The 15,115-nt window shown below is 43.0% G+C and carries 9 protein-coding genes and 1 tRNA gene; 6 read left to right on the top strand and 4 right to left on the bottom strand.

The window, feature by feature from the left end; translation table 11 throughout:
* Positions 1-207 precede the first annotated feature (207 nt).
* The 3 genes from IQ264_RS13415 (at position 208) to IQ264_RS13405 (ending at position 4,037) form a co-directional block, all read left to right on the top strand.
* Positions 208-669, top strand: coding sequence for a tRNA (cytidine(34)-2'-O)-methyltransferase (locus IQ264_RS13415; RefSeq protein ID WP_193981286.1), 462 nt, complete (start codon positions 208-210; stop codon positions 667-669).
* 834 nt (positions 670-1,503) lie between these two features.
* Positions 1,504-3,696 (top strand): peptidoglycan DD-metalloendopeptidase family protein, encoded by a 2,193-nt coding sequence (locus tag IQ264_RS13410; RefSeq protein WP_193981285.1) that lies wholly within the window; start codon positions 1,504-1,506, stop codon positions 3,694-3,696.
* 267 nt (positions 3,697-3,963) lie between these two features.
* A tRNA-Met gene (locus tag IQ264_RS13405) sits at positions 3,964-4,037 on the top strand.
* 171 nt (positions 4,038-4,208) lie between these two features.
* On the opposite strand, the gene IQ264_RS13400 is transcribed toward IQ264_RS13405, so the two are convergent.
* A complete protein-coding gene (locus tag IQ264_RS13400; RefSeq protein ID WP_193981284.1) occupies positions 4,209-4,391 on the bottom strand; it encodes a hypothetical protein in 183 nt (60 codons plus the stop codon).
* Positions 4,392-4,808: 417 nt separating this feature from the next.
* Between IQ264_RS13400 and IQ264_RS13395 the strand changes: the two genes are divergently transcribed.
* Complete coding sequence (locus tag IQ264_RS13395) at positions 4,809-8,300, top strand: PAS domain S-box protein (protein ID WP_193981283.1); 3,492 nt, start codon at positions 4,809-4,811, stop codon at positions 8,298-8,300.
* Between the two features lie 18 nt (positions 8,301-8,318).
* Here the strand turns inward: IQ264_RS13395 and IQ264_RS13390 are convergent, their stop codons facing one another.
* From IQ264_RS13390 to IQ264_RS13380, 3 genes are all read right to left on the bottom strand, one after another.
* Positions 8,319-9,035: an ABC transporter ATP-binding protein gene (locus IQ264_RS13390; RefSeq protein WP_193981282.1), complete on the bottom strand. Its 717-nt coding sequence runs from the start codon at positions 9,033-9,035 to the stop codon at positions 8,319-8,321.
* A gap of 236 nt (positions 9,036-9,271) precedes the next feature.
* Entirely contained in the window at positions 9,272-10,486 is a 1,215-nt protein-coding gene (locus tag IQ264_RS13385) for an ABC transporter permease (protein ID WP_193981281.1), read from the bottom strand.
* A 139-nt stretch (positions 10,487-10,625) separates the two neighbouring features.
* Complete coding sequence (locus tag IQ264_RS13380) at positions 10,626-12,218, bottom strand: efflux RND transporter periplasmic adaptor subunit (RefSeq protein WP_193981280.1); 1,593 nt, start codon at positions 12,216-12,218, stop codon at positions 10,626-10,628.
* 448 nt (positions 12,219-12,666) lie between these two features.
* Between IQ264_RS13380 and IQ264_RS13375 the strand changes: the two genes are divergently transcribed.
* Positions 12,667-13,557: a tetratricopeptide repeat protein gene (locus IQ264_RS13375; RefSeq protein ID WP_193981279.1), complete on the top strand. Its 891-nt coding sequence runs from the start codon at positions 12,667-12,669 to the stop codon at positions 13,555-13,557.
* 511 nt (positions 13,558-14,068) lie between these two features.
* On the top strand, positions 14,069-15,103 hold the full coding sequence (locus tag IQ264_RS13370) for an RRXRR domain-containing protein (protein WP_193981278.1): 1,035 nt from the start codon (positions 14,069-14,071) through the stop codon (positions 15,101-15,103).
* Positions 15,104-15,115 lie beyond the last annotated feature (12 nt).

Raw genomic sequence — 15,115 nt, 5'->3', positions numbered from 1 at the left:
GCACAGGAGAACATGAGCAGAGTGTAAAAATTACACATGTCCCCTTTTCTCCTCACCTCCCCACCTCCCCAGAACCATCAGAATATTTAATCAATCGATTCAGCATTTGTTTGATTAATAAAAACTATTAAATGAGACTAATTTGTTAGTAAAATTTGAAAAAGTAATATTTACAGATTAGTGCGATCGCACAAGCATAAACTCCTCATGGCTAAAGTGGTTTTGGTAAACCCCGAGATTCCCCCCAATACAGGCAATATTGCCCGAACTTGTGCCGCTACAGGCACAGAACTGCATTTAGTCGGGCCTTTGGGGTTTGAAATTAGCGATCGTTACCTGAAAAGAGCAGGTTTAGATTACTGGCCTTTTGTAAAATTACACAATCACCAGTCTTGGTCAGAATTTCTTGCTCTACATCAACAACTTGGTGGAAGATTAATTGGATTCAGTACTTCGGGAAAATGCAGCTATCTGAAACTTCAATTTCAAATTGATGACTGGCTATTGTTCGGTAGCGAAACCAAAGGACTACCACCAGACATACTGGCAATCTGTACAGAAACAGTTTACATTCCCATGTCTGAGCCTGGTGTTCGCAGCTTAAATCTCTCGGTAAGCGTAGCAGCTGGCTTATTTGAGGCTAGGCGACAACTTGGTTATTTAGACTAACTAAAACCATTCTCCGTTAATCACTAGAGCCGCATTCTCTCCTCACATCTCGGCTTACTAGATCCAAGTAAATATATACCTCTACAAGCTCTTTGTCAACTAACTCTAAATTTGCATATATACATCAAAATATCCAAAATTGTCTTCGGTAAATATCGAACATTCTGAACTATTGAAACAGATTAAAACTATATCTCGCCTGTTGTTCAGCATCATTGAGTATTTTTTATTTAATAAGATAAATTTAAAGAGTTAGCATAAGAAATTTCTATTGATTCAACCATTGCTAGTGAGAGATCCACTAATAGAGATTCTTCAATTTTTGCCAAACTACTATTCACAGAGGCAGAAGTTGTAGTACATTTCTAGCTTAACTGTTTTGCTTTTAGGCTGCGATTTAGTGATGGTCGATCGAATCAGCACCAAGTCTCAAACAGGCTAAATGCAATTTAGGTATTGAGTTTTGTTCTGATGGTGCTATAAATCTATGAAGTAAACAAAAAGCATCTACCACTTAAGCTTAATGATTTACATGAATTTGCAGAAGTGCGATTTAGCCCTGGATAATACCTGTAACTCTAGTTCAGGAAACCTCGCTTAATAGCCCATAAAAGCAATATTAATTATTCACCACTCAGGGTTTAATCAGCTAGCGCAAATTTATTAAGTCTTGTAAACTTGTCTAAATTGAAAAATCAAGGTACCCTTGCTTAAGCATCTTTACTGTCAGTGATCTGGATCAAAAGCAAATGTGATACCAATCACAGGTTTGGTAAAGTTTGACAAAGCATCCATCAGGGCAGTTAAACGCTAGTGAAAGTAGGAGGTCGTTTTTTGAAACGAGCATTGACGCAGAAGATTAATCCCATCCCAGCTTGTACAGCAGATTGCTCGATGGTGGGATCTTTCAAGCCAATTCCACCAGAGGTAAACCGAAGAGCCCGTACCTCTGCGGCTATGATTGGCTTAGCTATTTCAATGGGAGCGTCTAGTAGCGTCCTACTACCACGTCAGGGAGACAGTGCGGTAGCTACTGAACCAAAAGCTAATTGGGCAGTATCAACAGTTACCAATTCCCTGACCGAGACAATGGGTTCTCAAGAGGTTAAATCGGTCACAGAAGAAGCACTAGAACCAAAGCCGCTGGCACATCAAAACCAAGAATTATCTGCTAATGCTAGTTCAACAGAGGGGAACTCGGTAAATCAGATTTCATCCCTAAATCACAATAGTGATGGAACTGAAAGCCAAAGTGCCATCCTTGAACAACCAGCGATAGTGTCAGAAACACCCAGTGGTGAAACAGCTACAGCAAGTAGCGTTGACCAACTTTTAAAAGTTAAACAAGCGGTAGCACTCAATCGTCTGAAAGAGTCATCGAACCGCTTGAGAAATAGTCTGGCGGAGTGGAAGTCTGAGGAGTCTTCTATTAAGTCATCAGTGCCTGTCAGCGAACCTGTTGTACCAACAGTAGTTTCTAGACAATTGCACCCGATTATCGAATCATCCCCAGCTGTAGAACCAGTTTCTCCCCAATGGCAAGCTCAGGTGGCAACAGTCAAGCCAACAGAGATGGTACAGCCAAAAGCCAAGGCGGAGTTAGGGCAACAGCTACAGGTAGAAGAACCTACCATTTCAGTAGTTTATCAAGTTAGACCAGGAGATACGATCGAAGCGATCGCACGGAAATATGATGTTTCCGTAGCCACCCTAGCAAAAGCTAACCAACTGGATAACCCCAATCGCATCCGAGTTGCTCAGCAACTGAAAGTTCCCCAAAACACAGTTAGCGCCTTACCAATTAGTACCCAACAGTCGGGCACAAAGTACTCGGAATTCCACTCAGCTTCACCTAATTTGGCACCTGAAACGCTATCAAGTAACGCGGCACCAAACTTGCCAGTAGTTTCAGCCTTACTACCACAACCAATCAGTGAAAATGCACCAGCAGATGTAACCGCAACTGCATTTCCACTCACTCAACAAGGAACAGATGATGTACCAGGTTGGGATGTTTCCGCAAACGAACCAGTAGAAAGCATTTCGGCTTCTGCAACTGGAAACAAATTCCTTTCTGCTAGCAAGCCAACTAGCGAGACTCACAAAGACAATTTATCGGCTCAAACTCAAAATAATCAGTTTGTTCTAGCAGAAAACATTACCAATCAAGAACCTGAAAATAGAACAAAACAGTATTCTAATCCTTACGTAGAGCGACTAAGGGCGGAAATTCTCCAACTCAGGCAGCATGGGCGGCAGCAAGCAGGTGCTAATCCTCCAGCAAATAATGCTTGGTATGGCAGGACAGCAACACCACCTACTGCTAACACCAATAACTCAGCTGCTCAATTACGCGGCACAAACAATTACCCAGTCAATCCTGATTTCCGGCCTAACCAATATAACCAAGCTCTACAAGCGGAAATCCAAAGACGTGCGGAAGAAGCGCCAGCTAACTTACCACGTACTTATTACCAGATACCACCAACCCAAAACACAAGACAACAAAGGGTTGCCACAGCACCATTAGGTGTAGACCCATATCAGCCTTACAACCAAAACACACCAGGTCAAACAGTAAGTCCCGATTTACCACCAATCGAGAACCCTTACAACAACTATCCTGGTGCTAACCAACAGATGACTGGATATATGTGGCCTGCAAGAGGAACACTAACCTCTGGTTATGGTTGGCGCTGGGGCAGAATGCACAGAGGGATTGATATTGCGGCTCCCACTGGCACACCGATTTTTGCTTCGGCTCCAGGTGTTGTAGTTTATGCTCGTTGGAATTCCGGTGGTTATGGCAATTTAGTGCAGATTAGACATCCAGATGGTAGTCTGACTCGCTATGCCCATAACAGCCGCATTTTTGTCCAAGAAGGACAAATCGTTGAGCAAGGTCAAAATATTGCTGCGATGGGAACCACCGGGCGTAGCACTGGCCCTCACTGCCACTTTGAAGTGCATCCCGAAGGCCAGGGAGCAGTCAACCCAATCGCTTTCTTACCTCGTAGTAGTAGGTAAAGGGAAGCAAGGGGTAGGGGCGCACACGCGGGTGCGCCCAGAGCAGAGGAGACAAATTAAAACTCAAAACTCTGTACGGGCGGGTTTAGCACACAACTTCAGCACCTGACAAATAATTTTTGGATAAAACCCGCCTTTACAAACTCAAAACTCAAAAAACGAAGCTAAGAACTTTCCCTCTTTCCCGGTTGCCAATCACCAAAAAAAGCTTGCATTTTATGAAAATAGTGTGTTAAATTAACAAAGGTGATAAACAGCGAAAAGCAAGGCTCAGTAGCTCAGTTGGTTAGAGCACGGGACTCATAAGCCTGGGGTCGTTGGTTCAAATCCGACCTGAGCCATTTAAAAACATAGATAAATCAAGGGTTTTAGTCATCAACCTATCATACTAGTTACCCATTATTATCCAAGATTTACCTAAAGTTTCTACTAGTTAGGCAACATTTTTTCCGAAGAAATACTAGAGTGCCAGTCTAGTAGAACTACTTGACAAAATGAACTCAAAGTGTAGTTTATACAGATCCTGGCTGGGTGTTAGCGATCGCGCTACAGCTTTCGGGCAGAAAATCTTGGGTTTTGTACAATAAATTGTCACCTGTTCTGCGTTCGCGTTGGCGATAGCCTGCCGTTAGGCATAGCGATCCGTAGGAGCAGCAGTTGCCCGTTGCTGTATGCTTCACCCGTACATAACACATATTTTTGGATTTTTGTCAATCTCTTTTACTGGACTGATGCTTTAGTAAAACTAAGAGTATCAATTACCAGAAGCTTTTTTTGCTGCCCCAAAATAACATTAGTATCTAATATTTCCTTTCCAGTTTCCCAAACCTGAAGAAAGTTTTCTCAACTAAATTTTGTTTTAATATAATAAACAAAAAATATTAGCATTTAACGGAAATGTCGCTGAAGTTCATGTCCTTCTTACAGGGCGGAGTAGTTCGCGCCTTGATTACGATCCCGAAGTAGTGTTTTTTAAAAAAGGTTATTATTTATCTAAATAAAAGCAGCGATTAACTTAATGACAATCGTATATCAAGTGCTTTATGTTACATAATAACAGGGTCAAAATACAATAGGTTGTATCCACTACAAGGGTTCCACTACTACCATTTATGCTATTGCCCAATTATGTGCAACTTAAGGTTGATCCAGTAAAAATTCCACTACGTTGGTTACTGGTGATTTCGTTTGTGTTGCAAATGGTGGGAACAACGGCACTGGTAGGTTATCTTTCTTACCGTAGCGGACAGCAGGCAGTAGAGAATTTGGCGAATCAGTTGTTGCGGCAAACTTCAGAACGGGTGAGCGATCGCCTTGATAACTACTTACACACCCCACAACATATTGTTAGCGCCAATTATGTGTTGCCTGAGATTAGCTTGTTTCTTAACCAACTTCAGTTTTCTCCCACAGGACAGGTCTTCATCATTGAGAAATCCGGCGATCTGGTAGCAACATCGTTCAAAGCAGAAGCATCGGGAATGAGACTTTTAAATGGGAAACCTACCCGTCTGTCTGCCCTGAACAGTCAGGATCTGCGAACGCAGGAAGTTACTAAAAAGCTAATCCAAAAATTTGCTAATCTGAACAATCTCAGGGTTCCTCAACAATTAAGTTTAACGGCTGGGGGTGAACGGCAATTTATCCAAATCACACCCTACCAGGAAAAATACGGCTTGGATTGGCTGGTGGTGACAACTATTCCAGAGTCGGATTTTATGGGGGAAATCCAGAAAAATACGCGCACTACTGCTTTACTCTGTTTGCTAACTTTATCGATGGCGATCGCATCAGGACTAATTATCGCCAATAGATTTACTACCCTCATCACTCGGCTGAATCGAGTTAGTGGGCAACTCGCAGCCGGAGATTTAACCCAGAGATTGCCAATCGATAGCTCAATAATTGAAGTGCGAGAATTGGGGCAATCTTTCAACCTGATGGCAGATCGGTTAGAACAATCTTTCGATCGCCTTCAGAATACCTTAGAAAAGTCGGAAGAAAAGTTTACGACAATTTTTCGTGCCTGTCCTGATGCGATCGGCATCACTGACAGGTCAGGACGATTTATAGAAGTAAACAATCGGATGCTAGAACTTTATGGTTTTTCCCGTGAGGAAATGATCGGGCGAACTGCTTTAGAACTGGGTTTATGGGCAAATCTCAAGGAAAGAGAGCAGTTTAGACATTTGTTGGCAACACAAGGTTCTGCTCATAACATAGAAATTTCATCTCAAACCAAGACTGGTGAAATTAAGACTTTACTACTTGCCGCAGAAGAGTGCGACCTGCAAGGACAGAATGCCGTAATTGTTATTGTTCGGGATATTAGCGATCGGGCGCGGCTCGAAGCTGCCTTACGTCAGAGTGAAGCCAAATTCCAAGAACTTGCGGCTGCATCTCCAGCCATCATATTTAGCCTGAGAGTAGATGCCGAAGGGAGATTTCAATATGAATATTTCAATCGTGCTGCTGAGTTAATTCATGAAGTTCCGCTCTCCGAGCTACTTCGGGATGGCTCATTGGCTCCAAATCAAACCCATCCTGACGATCTCGCCCAGTTTCAACAAGCTGTTGCTTATAGTCTGAAAACTATGCAACCCTTTGAGAATGAACGGCGCATCATTACACCCAGCGGCAAAGTTAGATGGCTTAGTGTGAGTGCTCGTTGCCAACGACGAGAGACAGGAGAGGTAGTGTGGCATGGAATTGCGATCGACATCACCGATCGCAAACAAGCCGAAATCGCCCTGCTGCAATCGGAACTCAAGTTTGCCACGATGTTTCTGGATAGCCCTCAGCCAGCCTGGATTGCCACCCTAGCAGAAGGACGTTGCCTTGACGTGAACGACAGTTTCACGCTAGTTCTCGGCTATTCCCGAATTCAGGCGATTGGGAAAACCTGTGTTGAAATGCAGTTGTGGACTGATTTAGCAGATTTACAGCACTTTCGTGCATCTCTGCTTCAATACGGAAGAATCGATAATTTTGAAATCAGATTTCGCACCAAATCGGGAGAAATCAAAACGGTGTTGCTGTCTGCCAGAATCTCCCATCTGGATGAGCAAGATTGTGTAATTGGTGTGTTGAACGACATCAGCGATCGCAAAGCCGCCGAAATCGCCCTGGAGCGTTACGAACGAATAGTCTCTGCCACAACTGATGGCATTGCCTTGATCGATCGCAATTACTGTTACCAAATTGTCAACCAAACCTACCTCAACTGGCAGAACAAATCCCGATCGGAAATTATTGGACACACGATCGGCGAGATCATGGGGCAGCAAGTTTTTCAAACTGTGATTAAACCCCGCCTGGATCGCTGCTTTAACGGAGAAACGATTGAATTCACCGGATGGTTTACACTGGCTGGGATTGGGCAGCAATTTCTGAGTGCCTCCTATATTCCCTATCGAGAAGCAGATGGTTCGATTTCTAACGTACTTGCCAGCGTGCGAAATATCACCCCGCTCAAGGAAGCAGAATTCGCTTTACGTCAGAGCGAACAAAAGTTTCGGGGAGCATTCGACACCATTTCGGCAGGAATGGCTCTAGTTTCTCCCACAGGTGGCTTTTTGGAAGTTAACGCCGCCATCTGCCAAATGTTGAGCTACTCAGAAGAAGAACTACTACAATTGAGACTCGAAGACATCGAACATCCAGACGATCGTCAAGCCGATACCGATTGGATCGAGCGCATTTTCTCAGGTGAAATTTCTGCCTATCAAATCGAGAAGCGATTTGTCTCGAAACAGGGGCAGATTATTTGGGGCTTGATGAATTTGGCTCTAATGCGAGATGTTCAAGACCTTCCACTTTATTTGATTGTGCAAATCGCCAATATCAGCGATCGTCGTCAGCTTGAAGTCATGAAGGAGGAATTCGTTTCGATCGTTAGTCATGAACTGCGGACACCATTAACTTCACTTCGCGGTTCTCTGGGCATTTTGGAATCGGGTGTCCTGAAAAATAAACCGGAAAAAGCCCAACAGATGTTACAAGTTGCCGTGAAAAATACCGATCGTCTAGTGCGTTTAGTTAATGACATCCTGGATTTACAACGATTAGAGTCAGGTAAAGTGTCTCTGGTCAAGGAAGTCTGCTTGGTCAGTGATTTGATCGAGCAAGCAGTAGAATCTGTTAAAGCGATCGCCCACCAAGCCAATATCACTCTGGAATGGACTCATGTATCAGCCTCAGTTTCCGCATCTGGGGACGAAATTATCCAGACCCTAATTAATCTCTTAGGCAATGCGATTAAGTTTTCTCCACCACACAGTACCATTTGGCTGAAAGCCGAAGTAACCAACAATTTAGATCGACGAATTTGCCAACAATTCCCTGACTGCAAAGACAGCATTACCACTTCTTACATCCTCTTCTCAATTACAGATCGAGGACGCGGCATTCCAGCAGACAAACTCGAAACTATCTTCGGACGTTTCCAACAAGTAGATTCGTCTGATTCTCGCAGCAAAGGGGGAACAGGCTTAGGGCTAGCCATTTGCCAAAATATTGTCCAACGCCATCAAGGACAGATATGGGCGGAGAGTGTCATGGGAGAAGGAAGCACTTTTTATTTCACGCTACCAATGGGAGATTAGCGATCGCGGTTAAATAAATTACACTGCGACTGTAGCAATTTCATCAGGAGTGAGGTGAGAATGCAACACTTGACCGTCGCGGAACCAAACGATGCGCTTGGTTTGTTTGGCTACTTCTGGTTCGTGAGTTACCATAACAACTGTGATACCAGTTTCATTTAATTCTGTAAAAATATCCATTACTTCTTGGGTTGTTTTAGAATCTAATGCGCCTGTTGGTTCATCTGCTAATAATAATACTGGACGATTGACTATGGCGCGAGCGATCGCAACTCGTTGTTGTTGTCCCCCAGAAAGTTGATTAGGTCGATTATTCAATCTTTGGGCTAATCCTACTCTCGTCAATGCTTCGATCGCACGTTCTTTTCTTTCCCCCCCTGGAATACCTGCATAAACCATTGGTAACATGACATTTTCTAAAGCAGTTAATTGGGGTAAAAGGTGAAATTGTTGAAACACAAACCCCAATTTTTGATTGCGAATTTTCGCTAATTCGGTATCTGGTAATTGGGAAACATCTACTCGATCTAAATAATAGTTGCCTGACGAAGGGCGATCGAGACAACCGATAATATTCATTGCTGTAGATTTACCCGATCCAGAAGCGCCCATAATTGAGCAATATTCACCTTCTTCAACTACTAAATTAACTTCCTGTAGTGCTTTTACTTCTGTATCGCCACTACCGTAAACTTTGCTAATGTTTTCTAATCTAATAATTACTGGTTTGAGCATATTTTAACTATCCCTTGTTTCCTGAATTATTAATCCCAAAAGACCAAATCAATTTAGGACTTTGTAGGGGCGGGTTTAGTAGATAAATCTGTACTCACAACAGAAGAATTAACAACAAAACCCGCCCTTCCAGGATTTGCAGGGGGCGGGTTTTGTTGAGAGATAGTCTGTAAGTAACAAAGGTTATCTGCTAAACCCGCCCCTACATCAATTTCCCTTTGTCCCCAGTACCCATTCTAAGCACTTCTCAAAGCAACAATCGGATCTAATTTTGCGGCGCGTTGGGCGGGAACGACACCGAAGAATAAACCAATACCGCCGGAAATTCCCACAGCTAAGACGATCGCAGCTGGTGAAATACCCGCTTTTAAAGGAGTTAAAGCACCAACTAAAGTTACTCCACCAACACCAATTATAGTTCCGACAATACCACCAGCAGCAGAGAGAATTATGGCTTCAATCATGAATTGAATCAGGATATCTTGCTGAGTTGCACCGATCGCTTTTCTCAACCCAATTTCTTGGGTTCTTTCTGTCACCGAAACTAGCATAATATTCATTACACCAATTCCGCCGACGAACAGAGAAATTCCTGCGATCGCAGCTAACATTAAAGTCAAAGCGCCTGTAATTGTTCCCACAATTTGCAGAATATCTTTTTGAGTTCTGACGGTAAAATCATCTTCAGTGGTAATTTTATGGCGCAATCTTAACAAATTACTGATTTGAAATTGAGCCGCACCAATACTATTAGCATCTCTCGCAGAAAGCGCAATAAAATCCACTTCAGTTCCGTAAGGAGAAGTTCTTCCTCTGAGGCGATTAGCCATTGTAGTTAGAGGAATAAAAACTGTATCATCTTGGTTACTTCCTAAGAAAGAACCCTTTTGTTCCATCACCCCAATTACTAAAAAGCTGAGATTTCTAATCCTAATTTTTTCACCAACGGGGTTTTGACTACCAAACAGTTTACCAACCACATCAGAACCAAGGATTGCTACTTGGTTATTACTCTTCAAATCTTGCTCGCTGAAAAACCTACCTTTAGCTAAATCAAAACTGCGGACTGGTAAAAATTCTGGGGTAACGCCAATAATTTGGGTGTTAGTATTTTTATTACTATAAATCACTGGTTGACGGCTTTGAATTTGTGGGGCAACCTCTGTCACCGAAGGTACTTGACGTGCGATCGCTTTCGCATCTTCTAACACCAATGTTTTGGGAATATCCCGGTTTCTTTGGGCGTTTTGATTACCCGGAATGATAAACAAAACATTTGGGCCAAGGGATTCAAACTGTTCTGATGCTAACTTTTGCGCCCCTTGTCCAATTCCCACCATAGCAATTACTGAAGCATTACCAATGATAATGCCTAACATCGTTAAAGTGCTTCGTAATTTATTTGCAACTAATGTAGTAGTTGCCATTTTTACGCTTTCAACAATATCCATTTCACAAGTTAATTAGCGAACCTATTTCAGAAAACTATTTTTACGTGCTACGCACACGCTGCGCGACCACGAATCACGTAAGGACACGGCGGATGAAATACATCATTCTTATGCAAATATTCATGATGCCGTGTCCCTACTATGGTTTAATTTTTTTGCGGTCTTTTGGCAAATCAATATAAATTTGTTCCCCTTCTTTTAAACCCTCTAAAACTTGAGTTTGGTCTTGAATTGTGGAACCAATCGTTACAGGGCGAAAGACTGATTTATTATTTTCACCAGGTAGTAAGACACCAGTTTTTCCGCTTTCGGTAACGATCGCCACCGTAGGCACCATTAAAGCACCGCTAACCTGATTTCCCAGGAAAGTTAAATCCACATTCATTCCCGATCGCAACTCTTCTAAACCAGTGACTAATTCCACTCTCACTTGGAAAGAAGTAACATTTTGATCGACAATTGCTTCAGGTGCAATTAATCGCACTTTTCCCTTAAACACTCGATCGGGATAAGCATCCGCGACAATTTCTACATCTTGTCCTTGTTTAATATTCCCGATATCAACTTCAGGAACCTTAGCCAGAATTTCTAAACCGCGTGCGATCGCTACTACCGAAGTAGAAGTTGCCGCAGCACTACTAGAAGCCGAAGTTGTTGGCGTAACAAAAGCTCCTATAGTAGCGTATCTTTGGGTAACAATTCCTTCAAAAGGAGCTCGAATAATCGTATCATTTAATTGCACTTGGATTTGTTCTACTCGCGCTTGGGCTTCTTTCACTCCTGCTTCTGCTTGAGCAATATCTTCCGGGCGAGAACCTGCAATTAACAAATCTAAAGCTTGTTGTGCTTCTTTTACCGCTGCTTGTCTTTGAGCAATTACTTCCAAACGAGTACCTTTTAGCAACAGATCCAAAGCTTCTTGTGCTTCTTGAACAGCTGCTTGACGTTGAGAAATTTCCGCTGGAGAAGTACCATTTTTTAATTGTACTAATCGCCTTTTTGCTTCTTCCAAATTCGCCGTTGCGCTGCGATATTCCGAAGTAACTTCCTGCAATCGATCGGCAGAAATTGCCCCTTGACTTGCCAAACTTTGATTAGCTTTTAAACGCTGATTTGCTAAATCTAACCTAGCTTGGGCGGCTTGAACTTGGGCTTGAGTTTGGGCAATTTGTTCGGGATTACCCGTTTGTACCGCAGTTAGTTGGGCTTTTGCTTGTTCTAAACGAGACCTCGCTTGGGCGATTTCTTCCGGGCGACTCCCGGCTCTGGCTTCTGCTAACTGAGCTTGGGTTTGTGATAATCTGGCTCTAGCTTGGGAAATCTCTTCTGGGCGATTTCCAGCGCGAATTTCTGCTAACTGGGCTTGGGCTTTTGCTAAGGCTGCTTTTGCTTGGGCTAGTTGCGCTTGAATGTCCGCATTATCCATTCTGGCAATGATATCGCCTGCTTTTACTTTGTCGCCCTGTTCCACCATTAACTCAGCAATTCTTCCCGCAGTTTTGGGGCTGAGGTTAACGGTTTGGATCGGCACTACTGTACCACTGGCTGTAATTCGCAGGGTGATTGTCTTAGCTTCTACAGGAACGGTTACTTGGGCTACATCAGTTTTCGGCGCTACCCTGTTGAGCATGACATAAGTGCCTCCTGAAACACTTAATAGTCCAGCAGCGATTAATCCAGCAATCCAAGGGGTTCGTTGGTCAAGTTTTTTACGAATAAAAGGAATTTGCATGATTTGACATTCATTATGTAATCGGGGAATCATTGAGAAAATAAATATAATCTCAGGACGATCGCAAAAGCTTCCATGTCACTTTTGTCAATGCTTTGAGGTTTTATCTTTATTCTTAATTCTGAGCTGAGCTAGGCATATCTGTATTTTCGACTGAAAAATCGATACTGGCGATCGGTTTACTTTAATATTCTTAATATTAACGAGTTTCCGCAATCTAGCGGGATCGGTCGATCGGGTAATTTTTGGTGAGAGAAGGGAACAGGAAGCCGTGTATATAAATTAAAGACACCAGCCACTCAGTTCGGGTTCAAATTGAACTCTCTCGGAATCCAGATACCTGGCTTCTGAAGAAGTTGGGGATCTGGATGCGAGAACTTGTCCGTAAAAATGAATTAAAGTATCGTTAAACTAGACTGACGACATCTTCTGACTTCGAGGCTGTACTGTGCCAACCAAACGCAAACCTTGGTTTCATCTTTTGTTCATCTTCGGGATTTGGAGCGCGGCTGCACCAGCTTTTGGACAGGCGCTTGTACCCCATGCGCTGCAACTCAACACATCTCAGTTGGAGCAGCAAGGGTTGAGCCTAGCACAAGAAGCTGCTCAGTTGGCTCAATTCCAACAATATGAATTAGCATTAACCCGCGCCCAGCTAGCAACTCAGCTTTCTCCCAAAAGTTACCAAGCTTGGTTTCTCCTTGGTGGATTGTATGTGCAGAACAATCAATTAGACAAAGCAATTGTGGCGCTCAAACAAGCTCAGTCTCTAAAGCCTGACGAAGCTGCTATTTCCTTTGCTCTGGGTTCAGCATACTTTCAGCAAGAAAAGTATGATGCTGCTATAGCTGCTATAAAAGATGGCTTAAAACTTAAACCAAATTCCGCCGAAGCTTTATTTGATTTGGGAAATGCTTATTACAAGTTAAATCAATTTTCTCCAGCTTTAGACAGCTACCAAAAAGCTGTGAAAGCTGATGCTAAGTTTTGGCCTGCAATGAACAACATTGGACTGATTAAATATGAACAGGGTAATATCGATGCCGCTATTGGGCAATGGCAAAGAGCCCTGACTATTGAAAAAGATGGCGTAGAACCTAAGTTAGCGATCGCAGTTGCGCTCTACAGTAAAGGCGATCGGGAAAAAGCTTTGGCTTTAGGAGAAACTGCGATTAAGAGTGACGATCGTTATGCCGATCTGGACTTTTTAAAGCAAAATTTGTGGGGTTCTCGCCTAATCAGCGATACACAAAAATTTCTCGCTACTCCTAGAATGCAAGCAACGATCGCTCAAGGTTCCGATCCTCAGTCATCTCAACCTCAACAAGCGCCTCGCTGAAGAGGCCGGTGGGCTCCAGGGGCTCCAGGGGCAGGGGGGACAAAGGGACAAGGGGACAAGGGGACAAGGAGAAAATATAACCTTCTGCCTTTCTTCACTTCTGCCTTCTGCCTTCTGCCTTCAGCCTTTCTTCACTTCTGCCTTCTGCGTTCTGCCTTCTGCGTTCTGCCTTCTGCCTGCAAAAAGCTTAACTTTACATTATAATTTATTCGCTCAGTTTCAGTAAAGTTATTGCTGAAATGACATAAAAGTAGTACATAAGTACTATAAACCTAAATTAGAATTACACTCTTGTCACTAACCTCCGGCTAAAGCACGGAGGCTTGGAAGAGGAAGCCTGACCAACTTCTGAATTTGAGACTAAAACGGTGTCTAGCCTAAGTCTTCGAGACAGACTGAGCCATCAGGGAGTGGTATCCCAATAGATGTTAAGAATACCTCCCTCGTTCTTGACCGCTCTGATGTGCCAGTGGCGAAGGGAAATACAAACCTAGAAATAGGGCTTATCGCAATGTTCGTACCTGTTGTAAATAGTGAAAATAGACCGTTGATGCCAACAACTCCCAGTAGGGCAAGACGTTGGATTGAATCAGGTAAGGCTACCCCATTCTGGAAAAAAGGAGTGTTTTGTGTTCGATTAAACGTAGAACCATCCAATACAAACCACCAACCAATAGCAGTTGGCATTGACCCTGGTTCAAAGCGAGAAGCTTTTACGGTTAAGTCGCAATCTCATACTTACCTCAACATCCAAACCCATGCCGTTGATTGGGTAAAAGATCATATTGAAGTTAGGCGAAATATGCGACGGGCAAGGCGCTATCGCAATACCCCATGTCGCAAAAATCGAACCAATCGTTTAGCTAACAAAAAACATCTTCCTCCATCAACTAAAGCGAGATGGCAATGGAAATTGAGAATAGCTAAATGGCTGACTTTAATGTTTCCCGTATCTACTTTTGTAGTGGAGGATATTAAAGCTCGAACCTGGAAAAACGGACGTAAGTGGAATGTTTCGTTCAGTCCTTTGGAAGTGGGTAAGCATTGGTTTTATTCCGAACTGAAAAAGATTTCTCAAACAGAAACAAAGACGGGGCAGGATACTTACGAAATGCGACAATTGCTGGGACTTAAAAAGTTAAAGCAAAAGCTATCAAATAGATTTGAAGCTCATGCTGTTGATTCATGGGTGTTAGCTAATTGGTATGTGGGAGGGCATGATGCGCCCGACAATACCATGTTGATAGAGATAGTTCCACTTGAGTTTCACAGAAGACAATTGCACCGATTGGAACATTCCGCTGGTCACGTTCGGTCACGCTATGGTGGCACTTTAAGTGTTGGATTTAAGCGCGGCTCAATTGTTAAGCATCCTACTAAGTATGGATTTTGTTATGTGGGTGGTTGGCAGGAATCGCCGACAAAGAAAGATCCAAATCGTAAAACTATTAGTTTGCATTGCCTTAAAACAGGTAAACGGCTAACTCAAAATGCTTTTCCCACAGATTGTAAGTTCTTGTCTTACAATTCGTGGCGCTCTAATTAATGTAAAGCCGTC

The sequence above is a fragment of the [Phormidium] sp. LEGE 05292 genome, from assembly GCF_015207735.1.
Lineage (GTDB): Bacteria > Cyanobacteriota > Cyanobacteriia > Cyanobacteriales > Aerosakkonemataceae > Floridanema.
Note: the sequence above shows the minus strand (reverse complement) of the source record. Positions and strands in the feature narration are given on the sequence as shown.